The 14,586-nt window shown below is 29.4% G+C and carries 13 protein-coding genes; 12 read left to right on the top strand and 1 reads right to left on the bottom strand.

Going from position 1 to position 14,586, the window contains the following annotated elements:
• Window positions 1-71 precede the first annotated feature (71 nt).
• The 10 genes from CLPUN_RS00890 to CLPUN_RS00845 all read left to right on the top strand — a co-directional run bounded on the left by CLPUN_RS00890 (window position 72) and on the right by CLPUN_RS00845 (window position 10,515).
• Window positions 72-1,673 (top strand): NAD(P)/FAD-dependent oxidoreductase, encoded by a 1,602-nt coding sequence (locus CLPUN_RS00890; RefSeq protein WP_077845506.1) that lies wholly within the window; start codon window positions 72-74, stop codon window positions 1,671-1,673.
• Between the two features lie 342 nt (window positions 1,674-2,015).
• Window positions 2,016-2,921, top strand: coding sequence for a phosphate butyryltransferase (gene ptb / locus CLPUN_RS00885; RefSeq protein ID WP_077845505.1), 906 nt, complete (start codon window positions 2,016-2,018; stop codon window positions 2,919-2,921).
• A 103-nt stretch (window positions 2,922-3,024) separates the two neighbouring features.
• Entirely contained in the window at window positions 3,025-4,092 is a 1,068-nt protein-coding gene (gene buk / locus CLPUN_RS00880; RefSeq protein WP_077845504.1) for a butyrate kinase, read from the top strand.
• A 356-nt stretch (window positions 4,093-4,448) separates the two neighbouring features.
• Window positions 4,449-4,922: an HD domain-containing protein gene (locus CLPUN_RS00875; protein WP_077845503.1), complete on the top strand. Its 474-nt coding sequence runs from the start codon at window positions 4,449-4,451 to the stop codon at window positions 4,920-4,922.
• Window positions 4,923-4,937: 15 nt separating this feature from the next.
• Window positions 4,938-5,747 carry a dihydropteroate synthase gene (gene folP / locus CLPUN_RS00870; RefSeq protein ID WP_077845502.1) on the top strand — a complete coding sequence of 270 codons (810 nt, stop codon included), beginning with the start codon at window positions 4,938-4,940 and terminating at the stop codon, window positions 5,745-5,747.
• A gap of 12 nt (window positions 5,748-5,759) precedes the next feature.
• Window positions 5,760-6,572 carry a 2-amino-4-hydroxy-6-hydroxymethyldihydropteridine diphosphokinase gene (gene folK, locus CLPUN_RS00865; RefSeq protein ID WP_077845501.1) on the top strand — a complete coding sequence of 271 codons (813 nt, stop codon included), beginning with the start codon at window positions 5,760-5,762 and terminating at the stop codon, window positions 6,570-6,572.
• A gap of 258 nt (window positions 6,573-6,830) precedes the next feature.
• The gene (locus tag CLPUN_RS00860) at window positions 6,831-7,664 is read left to right on the top strand and encodes an AIM24 family protein (protein WP_077845500.1); all 834 of its coding nucleotides are present in this window, start codon (window positions 6,831-6,833) and stop codon (window positions 7,662-7,664) included.
• Window positions 7,665-7,839: 175 nt separating this feature from the next.
• A complete protein-coding gene (locus tag CLPUN_RS00855) occupies window positions 7,840-8,142 on the top strand; it encodes a YerC/YecD family TrpR-related protein (RefSeq protein WP_077845499.1) in 303 nt (100 codons plus the stop codon).
• 193 nt (window positions 8,143-8,335) lie between these two features.
• Entirely contained in the window at window positions 8,336-9,682 is a 1,347-nt protein-coding gene (gene glmM / locus CLPUN_RS00850; protein ID WP_077845498.1) for a phosphoglucosamine mutase, read from the top strand.
• Window positions 9,683-9,828: 146 nt separating this feature from the next.
• Entirely contained in the window at window positions 9,829-10,515 is a 687-nt protein-coding gene (locus CLPUN_RS00845) for a DUF624 domain-containing protein (RefSeq protein ID WP_077845497.1), read from the top strand.
• Between the two features lie 162 nt (window positions 10,516-10,677).
• On the opposite strand, the gene CLPUN_RS00840 is transcribed toward CLPUN_RS00845, so the two are convergent.
• Window positions 10,678-11,538: a helix-turn-helix domain-containing protein gene (locus CLPUN_RS00840; RefSeq protein WP_077845496.1), complete on the bottom strand. Its 861-nt coding sequence runs from the start codon at window positions 11,536-11,538 to the stop codon at window positions 10,678-10,680.
• A 234-nt stretch (window positions 11,539-11,772) separates the two neighbouring features.
• On the opposite strand from CLPUN_RS00840, the gene CLPUN_RS00835 reads away from it, so the two are divergent.
• Window positions 11,773-13,260 (top strand): GH39 family glycosyl hydrolase, encoded by a 1,488-nt coding sequence (locus tag CLPUN_RS00835; RefSeq protein ID WP_077845495.1) that lies wholly within the window; start codon window positions 11,773-11,775, stop codon window positions 13,258-13,260.
• A 352-nt stretch (window positions 13,261-13,612) separates the two neighbouring features.
• Window positions 13,613-14,575, top strand: a complete 963-nt coding sequence (locus CLPUN_RS00830) for an ABC transporter permease (protein ID WP_077845494.1) — start codon at window positions 13,613-13,615, stop codon at window positions 14,573-14,575.
• Window positions 14,576-14,586 lie beyond the last annotated feature (11 nt).

Genomic DNA, 14,586 nt, shown 5'->3' with positions numbered 1-14,586 from the left:
TTGAACTAATTTTATATAGGATATAATCTTATTGAAAACTACATTATAATTTAGAAAGGCAGGGTAAAAATATGGCCATAAGGATAAGCAATATAAGTTTAGAGTTAGATGACGACTTAGATGTTTTAGAAAATAAGGTATGTAAGAAATTAAATATATCTAAGGAGAACATTAATAAATTAACTATAATAAAGAAAAGTATAGATGCAAGAAAAAAAAATAATATAAAATTTAATTATTGTGTTGATATATTTTGTGATAAAGAAAAGAAGGTACTTTCAAAAATACATGACAAAGATGTAAAATTTGAAGAAATCAAAGAAGTTGAACCATTGAAAGCTGGAATTCAGGAATTAAAAACTAGACCTGTAGTAATAGGTTTTGGTCCAGCAGGAATTTTTGCTGCATTAATATTGGCAAGGCAAGGCTACAAACCAGTAGTATATGAACGTGGAGAAGATGTTGATACTAGAACAAAGACAGTTGAAAAATTTTGGAATACTGGGGAGTTAAATCTTGAATCAAATGTTCAATTTGGTGAAGGTGGAGCGGGAACCTTTTCTGATGGAAAGTTAACAACAAGAATAAAGGATCACAGGTGTGCATTTGTATTAGATGAATTAATAAAAGCAGGAGCGCCAGCAGAAATTAAATATGAAAGCAAGGCTCATGTGGGAACAGACCTTTTGAAAGGTGTAGTTAAGAAGATAAGGGAAGAAATAAAAAGTCTTGGAGGAGAAGTTAATTTTAATTCTAAGTTAGATAAGATAGTATATGAAGATGGGAATTTAAAAAGTATAATTGTTAATGGAAATGAAAAGCTATGTACAGCTTTAGTGCTTGCCATAGGTCATAGTTCAAGAGATACATATGAAATGTTGTTTGCAGAAAAAGTTTCAATGGAAGCTAAGGCATTTGCTATAGGTGTAAGAATTGAACATCCTCAGGAATTAATAAATATCAGCCAGTATGGAGATAATCACAAGCATCCCAAATTGCAAGCTGCAGACTATAGATTAACTTATCAAAGTGAAAAATTAAAAAGAGGGGTATATTCATTTTGCATGTGTCCAGGTGGAGCAGTAGTATCAGCTGCTTCAGAAGAAGGCAGATTGGTGTCTAATGGCATGAGTTATCATGCACGAGATTTAGAAAATGCTAATTCTGCATTAGTTGTTACGGTTTCTCCAGAAGACTTTGAAGGAGATTCAGCACTTCGAGGTATGGAATTTCAAAGATATTATGAAGGCTTAGCTTTTAAATTAGGTGGAGGCAATTATAGAGCTCCAGTTCAATTAGTTGGAGATTTTATGAAAGATAGACCTTCAAGTAAATTAGGTAAGGTAACGCCAAGTTATACTGGAGGGTATGAATTTAAAGAATTAAAGAATTGTTTACCTGAATATGTTATAGAGGCACTTAAAGAAGGTATTATGAATTTTGATAATAAGATAAAAGGTTATGGTAGCGAAGACGCGGTTTTAACGGGCATAGAAACTAGGACTTCAGCACCAGTTAGAATTCATAGAGATAAAAATCTTGAAAGTGAAAATGTATGTGGACTTTATCCAGCTGGAGAAGGTGCAGGTTTTGCAGGGGGAATAATCTCAGCAGCGGTTGATGGTATAAGAGTTGCAGAACAAATAATTGAAAAATTTAGTTTGCCAAAATAAACACAATCAAAAAAATATTAATTAAATTAAACTTTTTTATAGATATTAACTTAAATTCAGTGAGTAAATTATTAGCTGATATAAATATATTTTGTATAAGGAGTTTTGCAAGAAAATCAAGCTATATCAATGTTTTTAGATTTATTACTGAATTTAAGATATATTAAGAGTTAATTAAATGATGAAAATAACGAAAAAAAGTTTTCTGAAAATTTAGCATTTCTAGATATTTTTTGTTACAATAAGAAAAGAGAGAATTTTTTTAATTTAGATTGATATAAATTTAACAAATTAATCATAATTAAATTTAAAAAAATTATTATTAATGTAAGAGGTGTAAAAATGAGTAAAAACTTTGAGGACTTATTAGCAATATTAAAGGGTGTTGAAACAAAAAAAGTAGCAGTAGCAGTAGCACAAGATGAACCAGTGTTAGAAGCAATAAAAGAAGCTACAGAAAAGGGAATAGCTCAAGCAATATTAGTTGGAGATAAGCAACAAATACATGAAATAGCAAAGAAAATAGATTTAGACTTATCAGATTATGAAATAATGGATATTAAAGATCCAAAGAAAGCTACATTAGAAGCAGTAAAATTAGTTTCAAGTGGTCATGCAGATATGTTAATGAAAGGTTTAGTAGATACGGCTACCTTCTTAAGATGTGTATTAAATAAAGAAGTAGGCTTAAGAACAGGAAAATTAATGTCACACGTTGCTGTATTTGAAGTTGAAGGATGGGAGAGACTATTATTTTTAACAGATGCAGCATTTAATACATACCCAGAACTTAAAGATAAAGCTGGTATGATAAACAATGCAGTTGTAGTTGCACATGCATGTGGGATAGATGTTCCTAAAGTAGCGTCTATATGTCCAGTTGAAGTTGTAAACACAAGCATGCAATCAACAGTTGATGCAGCATTATTAGCTAAAATGAGTGATAGAGGACAATTTAAAGGTTGTATAGTTGATGGACCTTTTGCTTTGGATAATGCAATATCAGAAGAAGCAGCTCACCACAAAGGTGTTACAGGACCAGTAGCAGGTAAAGCAGACGTATTATTATTACCTAATATAGAAACAGCAAATGTAATGTATAAAACATTAACATATTTCTCAAAATCAAAGAATGGTGGACTTTTAGTAGGTACATCAGCACCAGTGATCTTAACTTCAAGAGCAGATTCTTTTGAAACAAAAGTTAACTCAATTGCTCTTGCAGCATTAGTTGCAGCAAAAAAATAAAGAGAATTAATTTAACAATGCATAATATGTGAGTATTTTCTTTTGTATGTTCACATATAGTTTTGCATTGTTATTTTTGATATAAATTTAAGGGGGATTCAAAATGTCATACAAATTATTAATCATTAATCCAGGTTCAACATCAACAAAGATAGGTGTTTATGAAGATGAAAAAGAATTATTCGAAGAAACATTAAGACATACAAATGAAGAAATCAAGAGATATGATACAATATATGATCAATTTGGATTTAGAAAAGAAGTTATATTAAATGTTCTTAAGGAAAAGAATTTTGATATAAAGACTTTAAGTGCTGTTGTTGGTAGAGGTGGGATGCTTAAGCCAGTAGAAGGCGGAACATATGCAGTTAATGATGCAATGGTAGAAGATTTAAAGGTTGGAGTTCAAGGACCACATGCTTCTAATCTTGGTGGAATAATTGCTAAGTCAATTGGGGATGAATTAAATGTTCTATCATTTATAGTAGATCCAGTTGTTACAGATGAATTATCAGCTGTAGCCAGATTATCAGGAGTACCAGAACTTCCAAGAAAGAGTAAATTCCACGCTTTAAATCAAAAAGCAGTAGCTAAGAGATATGGAAAAGAAAGTGGACAAGGATATGAAAACTTAAACCTTGTAGTTGTACATATGGGTGGAGGCGTTTCTGTTGGTGCTCATAACCATGGAAAAGTTGTAGATGTGAACAATGCGTTAGATGGAGATGGTCCATTTTCACCAGAAAGAGCTGGATCAGTTCCAATTGGTGATTTAATAAAAATGTGCTTCAGTGGAAAATATAGTGAAGCAGAAGTATATGGTAAGACAGTTGGAAAAGGTGGATTTGTTGGATATCTAGATACAAATGATGTAAAAGGTGTTATAGATAAGATGGAAGCAGGAGATAAAGAATGTGAAGCAGTATATAAAGCATTTGTTTATCAAATTGCAAAAGCTATTGGAGAAATGTCAGTAGTATTAGAAGGTAAGATAGACCAAATTATCTTTACTGGAGGAATTGCATATTCACCAACTCTTGTTCCAGATCTTAAGGCAAAAGTTGAGTGGATAGCTCCAGTTACAGTTTATCCAGGAGAAGATGAATTATTAGCTTTAGCTCAAGGTGCTATAAGAGTACTTGATGGTGAAGAACAAGCTAAAGTATATTAGTAAATAAAAAGAGCATTTTGAAATAATTTTCAAATTATTTCAAAATGTTTTTTCTTTTTATAGTATTTTGTTAATAGAATTATTGAAAAGTATTTAAAAGATTTTAGGTATTACATCTATTGCATAAATAAGTTATTGTAGACAAAAAACATAAAATAAGTGAAATATGACTGACATTATATGTGTGAATTCTTATGTTGGTCTTTTTTTGTTAAATATAAATAAGTAAAAAATAAAAAAACTAGTCTATTTATATCCCTAAACTACAACCAAATGATATAATAGTCGTATTAATATTTGATTAAAAACATTATTAGAGATAATGTAGTAATTAGTAAGAATAATTGGGGTAGGTTATGGAAAGATTTAATTATATTTTAAATGATGAAAAATACATATATTATTTGAAAAGAAATAAGAGTTTTGAAAAGGGCAGAAAGTTTTGCAAGCATAATTTAAAGCACTTTTTAGAGGTAGCAAGGATTGCTCAAGTAATAAACTTAGAAGAAAATCTAGGCTTTGAAAAGGAGCTTATATATACAACTGCAATTTTACATGATATAGGGAAATCTTTTCAGTATGAAAATGGGACACCACATGAAATTGCATCTTCTGAAATTGCAACTGATTTTTTAGAAAAATATGAATTTAGTAGCAAAGAAATTGAGGTTATAAAACAAGGAATATTAGGTCATAGGGATAAAAAGAGTGAAGGCTTCTCAAGGCTTATATACAAAGCAGATAAGCTTTCAAGATTATGTTTCACGTGTAAAGCTAAAAATGAATGTAATTGGAGCGATGAAAAGAAGAATTTTACCATATATTATTAGGAGGTTTTGGAGAGAATGAAAATAGGAAATAAAGAATTTAAAATTGGGGAAAGAACATATATTATGGGAATATTGAATTTTACTCCAGATTCTTTTTCTGATGGAGGAAAGTTTGATAACATAGATGCAGCTATAGAGCACGTAAAGGAAATGGTAGAAGCTGGAGCAGACATAATAGATATAGGAGGAGAGTCTACAAGACCCAATCATACACCAGTAGAAGAAGCAGAAGAAATAAGTAGAGTAGTTCCTATAATAAAGGCAATAAGAGAAAAATTTGATATTCCAATATCTATAGATACATATAAAGCCAAGGTAGCTGAAAAAGCAATAGAAGCTGGAGCAAATCTTATTAATGACGTATGGGGATTCAAAAAGGATAAGGATATGGGCAAAGTAGCTGCAAAATATAGTGTGCCTTGCTGCTTAATGCATAATAGAGAAAATGAAGATTATAAAGATTTAATGGAAGATATATTAGAAGATTTGAGAGAAAGTATAAAAATAGCTAAAGATGCTGGTGTGAAGGATGAAAATATAATATTAGATCCGGGGATAGGCTTTGCTAAAAGTCATGAACAAAACTTAGAAACTATGAATAAGCTGGAGAGACTTAAGGAGCTTGGTTATCCAGTACTATTAGGTACGTCAAGAAAACGTATGATAGGATTTACTTTAGATCTACCAGTAGAAGAAAGAGTAGAAGGAACTGTTGCTACAACAGTTGTTGGAATAATGAAGGATGCATGCGATTTTGTTAGAGTTCATGATGTATTAGAAAATTCAAGAGCTGCAAAGATGGTAGATGCAATTGTAAGAAGATAGGATGGATGAATTTTGGATAAAATGTATATAAGAGAATTAGAGTTATTTGGTTTTCATGGAGTTTTTGAAGAAGAAAAAAGACTAGGGCAAAAATTCATAGTATCCTTAGAACTTGATTTGGATTTAAAAACAGCAGGAAGGACTGGAGATTTAAGTAAGTCAGTACATTATGGTGAATTATGTGAAAAGGTAGATAAAGAATTTGTAAGAGAAAGCTATGAACTTATAGAAACTGTAGCTTTAAATTTAGCAGAGTTTATTCTTAATCAATATAAGATTATAAATGGGGTTAAAGTATTCTTAAAAAAACCTTGGGCACCAGTTAAAAAGCATTTAGATACTGTAGAAATAATGGTTGAAAAAAGAAGGCATAAAGCTTATATAGGTTTAGGTTCTAATATCGGAGATAAGGAAAAGTATTTAAAAGAGGCAATAAACAAATTATCAGATGAAAAAAATATTGAAATAGGAAAACAATCTTCATTTATTATAACAAAACCATGGGGGTATTTAGAGCAAGAAGATTTCTTAAATGCAGTAATGGAAGTAGAAACAACATTAGAAGCAGAAGAACTAATGGATTTATTGCTTAAAATTGAAGCAGAATTAGATAGGGAAAGAACAATAAAGTGGGGGCCTAGAACTATTGATTTGGATATAATTATGTATGATGATTTAATTTCTTCTAATGAAAAAGTAGTTCTCCCACATCCAAGAATGCATGAAAGAGAATTTGTATTAAAATCATTAAATGAAATAGCACCATATCTTATGCATCCTGTGCTTAATAAGAGAGTGTTTACCTTGTTAGAAGAGCTTAAATAGATATAGAAAAGTGAAGGCTGAATGACAGGTGAAGGATGAAATCCTCACAGAGAAAGTTTGAGAGCCAAATATAAAATGCCCACAGGGAATGTTCGAAGCACAACCAAGAACATGTTAAGAAATTAGGAAGTAGTTACAGCATCAATTCTCAATTATTACATTTATATTTAATCAAGAATTAGATGTGGTACAGTTACTTTGTTTAAACAAAAATATATATTTTATTAAGAAATATAGTGTATATATAAGGAGTATTTTATGAGAAGTTCATTAAAATTTACAAACAAATTGAATATGTTATCTGAAATGGAGGTTGAATCTAAGTTTCAAATATTAGAATATGAGAACTTAGACGGAGCGACTGATGCAGAAACAGCTTTTGGTTTAAATGCAATTAGACAAAGCGGAATAAAGTTAAAACAAATAAGAATAATATTAAATGATAGTGCAGTAAAACTTGAACCTAATTCTTTAAGTTATATGAAGGGAAATATAGACATAAAGAATAAGTCAGGCGGATTATTAGGTTTTGGTAAAAAGATTATAACTAGTAAATTAACTGGAGAAACAGCATTTAAACCTACTTACAGTGGAAGTGGAGATATATTTTTAGAACCTTCTTTTGGACATTTTGCATTGGTAGAATTAGAAGATGATGAAATAATAGTAAGTGATAATATGTTTTATGCTTGTGAAGATGGAATTGATGTTAATGCAGCAATACAAAAGAATGTTTCCTCTGCATTTTTAGGAAATGAAGGTTTATATCAAACTAGGATAGAAGGCAGCGGTATTGTTGCACTTAAGGTTCCAGTTCCAGAAAGTGAAATTTTTAAATGTATATTAATTAATGACACCTTAAAGGTGGATGGAAATTTTGCAATTTTAAGAACAGGAAATATTGAATTTTCAGTGGAAAAATCATCAAAATCAATAGTAGGAACTATGGTTAGTGGAGAAGGCTTAGTAAATGTATATAGAGGTACAGGAGAAGTTTGGTTAACTCCAACCAAAAATGCATATAAGGATTTAAAAATAGGAAGAGTAATTCAGATAAATAAATCCCAAGCAGAGCAAGACAAGAATGTATAATTAAACGTTAAGAAATTCTAAAGGAGTTTCATTTTTTATTATAAGTTATTAATGACTTATATTTTATATATAGAGAGTATCAAAATATATTTAATACTATGTTATATTAAAGTTGTAAAGGATGTTATACATGGTTATAATTAAATATAAATAATTATACAATAGAGGTGATAAGGTGAGTTCTTTAGAATCAAAAATTAAAAGTAAAGAATTAGATTTGTTTTTTAAAGCAATTTTAGAACTTAAAGATATAGATGAATGTTATAAATTTTTTGAAGATGTAGCTACTATAAATGAGGTTAAATCATTAGCCCAAAGATTGCATGTAGCAAATTTACTTAAAGACAAAAAAACTTATTCGGAAATAGCTGAAATAACTGGTGCAAGTACAGCTACTATAAGCAGAGTTAACAGATGCTTAAATTATGGAAGTGATGGTTATAATTTGGTGTTAGAAAGATTAAATTATGGAAAATAGATATTTTATGTAGATTAATTTAAGAAAATGGTAACTTTTTAATTAGATTAGTAGATTGTAAATACGCAGGAAAAATATTATACTATTTAAGGTGAAACTCATATAAAGTTACAAACAATGTTGTCTTTATGAGTGCTTAAAAATATTATAGTAATTGAATAGCTATAATAGAATAAAAAAGTGAGGTAAAATTATGGGTAGAATGTTCGGGACCGATGGAGTTAGAGGAATTGCAAATACAGAATTAACAGCAAGGATAGCATACGATCTTGGAAGAGCAGGGGCATATGTATTAACAGAAGGAGCTCATAAACCTAAGATATTAGTTGCAAAAGACACAAGAATATCAGGAGATATGCTTGAATCAGCATTAATAGCAGGAATATTATCAGTTGGAGCTGAGGCAGTAGTGCTTGGAGTAGTACCGACACCAGCAGTTGCATATTTAACAAGAAAATATGGAGCTGATGCAGGTGTAATGATTTCTGCATCACATAATCCAGTAGAATATAATGGTATTAAATTTTTTAATGATAAAGGATACAAGCTTTCAGACGAATTAGAAGATGAAATTCAAAGAGTTATTGAAACTGATTTTGAGGGAGTTCCAAGTCCAACTGGTACAGATTTAGGAAGAGAAACAATTGAAGTATCAGCATTAGATGATTATATAGAATTTGCTGAAGAAACAATACCTTATAGTTTAAAGGGATTAAAAGTAGCATTAGATTGTGCAAATGGAGCTGCATACAAGTCATCAGTAAAGGCTTTTAGAGAATTAGGTGCTGATGTATTTATAATTAATGATAATCCAGATGGAACAAATATAAATGAAAATTGTGGATCAACGCATCCAGAAGAATTAATGGAATATGTAGTAAAGAAGAAATGTGACATGGGATTTGCCTTTGATGGTGATGCAGATAGATGCTTAGCTGTTGATGAAAAAGGTAACTTAATAAATGGAGATTTTATATTAATGTTATGCGCAAAATATTTAAAAGAGATTGGTAAATTAAAGGATGATACTTTAGTTGTAACTGTAATGAGTAATCTAGGTTTAGATATTGCATGTAAAAGAGAAGGAATTAACTTAGTTAAAACTAATGTTGGAGATAGATATGTTCTAGAAGAAATGGTTAAAGAGAAATATGTTTTAGGTGGAGAACAATCAGGACATGTTATATTCTTAGATTATAACTCAACTGGAGATGGATTAGTTACAGCACTTCAAATTGCAGGTATAGTTAAGAAGAAGGAAGCTTCATTATCAGAATTATGTTCAATAATGAAAGAACTTCCACAAGTATTAGCTAACGCTACAATACCAAATGACAAAAAAGATTTATATTTGACAGATGATGAAATACAAGGTGAAATAAAGAAAATAGAAGATGCTTTAAATGGAGTTGGAAGAGTTCTTATAAGACCTTCAGGAACAGAACCACTAGTTAGAGTTATGCTTGAAGGTGAAAATCAAGAGGAAATAGATAAGATGGCACATGGTTTAGCAAATTTAATCGAAAAGAAATGTAACTAATATTAAATTATTTTATTATAACTATATGTAAAAACAAGAATATCGAAACAAATGTAAAATAAGAGATATAGAGATTATATACAGAGGAATTCTATTAAAAATAGGGTTCCTCTAAATTATACAAAAAAGTTAGGAGATAGCATTATATGAGAAATAAAAATGATATACTTAATAATAAAGTATATATTGGAGCAGCTTACATAACAAATTTTTTTATAACAAATTTTTGGTTTTTAGTGATGTTATTACCATTGATTTTATATATGTATAAATTTGAGGGTAATATTTCAATGCCAATAATGTTATTGCTTTCAATTTTAATGGGACCGGCAATAACTACTCTTTTTTCAGTAATGGGCAAATTTTTAAGAGAAGGTGAGATATCACCAACAAAAGATTTCTTTCATTTTTATAAGTTAAATTTTTTTCAAAGCCTATTAGTAGGTATCATATTAAATATAGCAATAAGTATTACATATTTTGATATGGATTATTTTAGTTCTAGTGGAAATCAGATTTTTTCATATTTCTTTTTAATTTTGTTAGTACTAGTAATTATGATAAGTATGTATATCTATCCCATTATATCTAGATACAATATAAGAATAGGGTATTTATTTAAGCTTTCAATAAATTTATTAATAAAAAAGATATATATAAGTTTAAGCTGTATATCAATAATTGTTATAGTATTTGGAATTTTGAGAATCACAAGATTATCGTTAATAGCATTGCTTTTTGGAGCAAGTATAATATGTTATTTAATAATGAGAATAGAGAGAAAAATGATTGATGAATTGGAAGAAGGGATAAAAGAAAGATATAACCTATAGATTTAAAAGTCCCCAAACTGTTAACAAAGCCATATGAGACAAGATCTCATAGGAATTAATTTTAGAGATTTTCGTAAATTATATTAAAGTAGCAAAATTTATGTTCTTTGCAGAAATGACTACTACTTAAAAAAATCAATGGGTTAAAAAATTCCACAGCTTTCAACTGTTAGAACGATATTCTTTTGGGGAATAACCTGTAATTTTTTTGAATTGTCTCGTAAAATAATTGCTATCATTAAAACCGCTTTCATAGGCTACATCACAAATTCTCAGTGTACTTTTCCTTAGTAATAAACATGCATATTGAATACGGAGCTTAAGAATGTAGCTCATAGGGGTTGTTTTGTAATTTTCTTTGAAAATTCTATTAAAATGCCTTACTGAAAGTTTTGCTTCATAAGCCAGCTCATTTAAATTAATCTGTTCTTGAAAATGATTTTCCATGTATGATATAGCTTTTGCTATATTTATGATATTGTCATTCATATCTAAACTAATGAGATCATATTGTCTTGATAAAAAAACGACCAACTCCATAAAGTACGAATAAATCATTGTTTTGTATCCTTGATATCTATGGTTATATTCGTTAATAATATCAGAAATAATTTCTCTTACTTTTTCATAATTGGAAAGTGTCAAGTGAAGCTTACTTTTAAAATTGTGTTTCTTTACTAAAAAGGGCTCAATGACAAAAAGTGCTTGATATCCTGAAGACTTTCTCAAGTCATTACCAAACTCGTGTAAATGATCTGGTTTGTACATAATATTGCAAATCTTTAAATCACAGGTATTTTTATAGCCGTGAGAAGTATTACCATTAATCACAAATACCTCTCCCTTTTTTATAAAATATTCTTCTGAATCTACTACATGAGTTGCTGTACCATTTAATACAATTACTAATTCAGAAAAATCAGAATGGTAATGGATGGGCATATCCATATCATGCTTACCATATTGTATAAAAAAAGGGAAATTATCTTCTTCTGTAAAATAGTGCAAATACATAGAATCCATTTTATACACCTCATATTAATATAAATTAAAGCATCTAGAGAATAACAATGTAAAAATTACTATTATATATGTCTATATAATGCTAGTTATAGGCTAAAAAGTCAAGGAATGCTTAGCTTTTATGTACTATAATTCTGTTAATAGCAATAGTTAATAATTATTGATACTTTTACAAATTTATACTTTATTAATATTAAAATAAAAATATTTTTATTATGAAAGGATGTTTTAATTATGAGGTTAATCAAAGCTGATGCTAATATAGTAAAGGGTAATCATAGTAAAATGTTTAAAGAATGTGTTGGATGTGGACGTGCTTATGAAGGACTTTTAGCAGAACAACAGAGACATATGAAAATTGTTAGTAATGAATGTGGTTTTAAATATTTAAGATTTCATGGTTTGCTACATGATGATATGGCTGTTTATAATGAAGATAGCCAAGGAAATCCCATTTACAATTGGCAGTATATAGATTTACTATATGATTACATTATAAGTATAGGAATGAAACCATTTGTAGAATTAGGCTTTATGCCACAATCTCTAGCTAGTGGTACAGAGACTGTATTCTGGTGGAGAGGCAATGTAACACCACCAAAATCCTATGATAAATGGGAAAAATTAATATATGAACTTGTAATGCATTTTACAAGAAGATATGGACATGATGAAGTAAGCCAATGGTATTTTGAAGTTTGGAACGAACCTAACCTTAGCGGATTTTTTACTGGTGATATGGCCGAATATTTTAAACTTTATGAAGTAACTTCAAAAACAATAAAAAATATATCTAGTGATTACAGAGTTGGAGGACCTGCTACAGCTGGTTGTGGATGGGTAACTGAATTTATAGAATTCTGCTATAACAATAAAGTTCCTGTTGATTTTGTTTCAACACATACCTATGGGGTAGATGGATTCTTAGATGAATTTGGAGTTCAGCAGCTCTTTCTTGATTCAAATCCTGGAGCAGTAAGTGATGATATAATTAGGGTACAGGAACAAGTTAAAGTATCTCCTATACCTAAATTAGAAATACATTTTACGGAATGGAGTACATCATATTCTCCAAATGATCCTATTCATGATTCATATCATTCAGCAGCATATATACTATCAAAAATAAAGAAATGTGAGGGAAAAGTTAACTCAATGTCGTATTGGGTATTTTCTGATATTTTTGAAGAACCAGCTCCACCCAAAACACATTTCCATGGTGGGTTTGGTTTATTAAATGTACAAGGATTAAAAAAACCTTCTTTCTTTGCCTATAAGTATTTAAATAAATTAGGCGAGTTAGAACTTAAATGTAATGATGAAAATGCATGGGTATGTAAAAGTGATAAAGGTATTCAAGCTCTATTATGGGATTACACACATATTGATCAAAATAATATGTCAAATCAAACGTTTTATAAGATGGATTTACCATCACTGCCTGCTGAAAAATCTCAGTTATGCTTATCAAATTTAAAAACTGGTAAATATCAGCTGTCAGTATATAGTGTAGGTTATAAGCAAAATGATGTATATACTGAATTTTTAGATATAAATTATAGTGGTACTATGTCAAAAGAGCAAATTGAAATATTAAATTCAAAAACAACAGGACTACCTGTAATACAAACATATATCACAGTTAAAGAAGGAATGGATTTCACATATGAGATAGATATGAGGCAGAATGATGTTTATCTTGTAACTATAGAATCGATATAAGTAAAAACATTTCATTAATTATATATACCAAAGTTTACACTACCTGTAGTAGTTGGATAGATAAAAAGATTAAAGTATGATTCAATATGCTGCTTTAGTCTTTTCTATTTCCCAATGAGTATCCTAAGTTTTAAGCTACACTGAAGTAGCAAAATTTATTTTGTTGTTAAAGACGCAGTGAGTGCCTATCTTGCCATTGATTCAGACGCTTGATTTCTTGTAAAGCTAAATATTAATTATAAAAATAACTCTAATTTTTATATGAAAACATATACATTTTTATGGGTAGTCCAAAGTTAAAATTAATATTAATATTAGTGTATTGTAAGGAATTAAACAAGGAGGTACATAGATGCAAGTTTCAGTTGTTGATGCAGAAAATATAAGATTTAAAAGAAAAAAAGAAAAGAAAATTTCATGGAAACTATTAAAAAAACAAAGATTCCTAATATTTATGTCACTGCCTTTTGTTATTTGGATAATAGTATTCAAATATTTGCCGCTAGCTGGGTGGTCAATGGCATTTCAGGATTATAAACCAGGAAAATCAATGTTTGACCAAACTTGGGTAGGGTTTAAACATTTTAAGGTATTATTTAATGAGCCGCAATTTTATCAATCATTGCAAAATACTATAGCAATGAGTTTGTTAGCATTAGTATTTGGAACAATATGTGCAATTACTTTTGCTTTATTATTAAATGAAATTAGGAATATTAAGTTTAAAAAGAGTGTACAAACTATATCATATTTACCACACTTTATTTCATGGGTTGTTGCTGCGAGCATAATTACAAGCATACTTGCACCAAGCGGAATTATGAATGAATTATTAATGAACTTTCATATAATAAGTACACCAATAAACTTTATGTCAGACCCAAGTCTTTTCTGGGGTATAGTTACAACAGGAGATATATGGAAAGAAATGGGCTGGAATGCAATAATATATTTAGCTGCTATAACAGCAATAGATCCAGAACTATATGATGCAGCAAAAGTTGATGGTGCAGGAAGAATAAGACAAATAATAAGTATAACACTACCATCAATAAAACCAACAATTATAGTTTTATTAATAATGAGTATAGGAAATTTATTAAACATAGGTTTTGAAAAGCAAATGTTACTTGGAAATCCAATAGTTGCAGATAAATCCTTAGTAATAGATAAATATGCATTAGATTATGGTATTGGAATGTTTAGATATTCATTTGGTACCGCTATAGGTATATTTAAATCAGCTGTTAGTATTATCTTGTTATTTGGTGCTAATAAATTAGCTAAAAGGGCTGGCGAAGGCAGTTTAGTTTAAATAACGTTTTA

This window comes from Clostridium puniceum, assembly GCF_002006345.1.
Taxonomy (GTDB): Bacteria; Bacillota; Clostridia; order Clostridiales; family Clostridiaceae; genus Clostridium; species Clostridium puniceum.
Note: the sequence above shows the minus strand (reverse complement) of the source record. Positions and strands in the feature narration are given on the sequence as shown.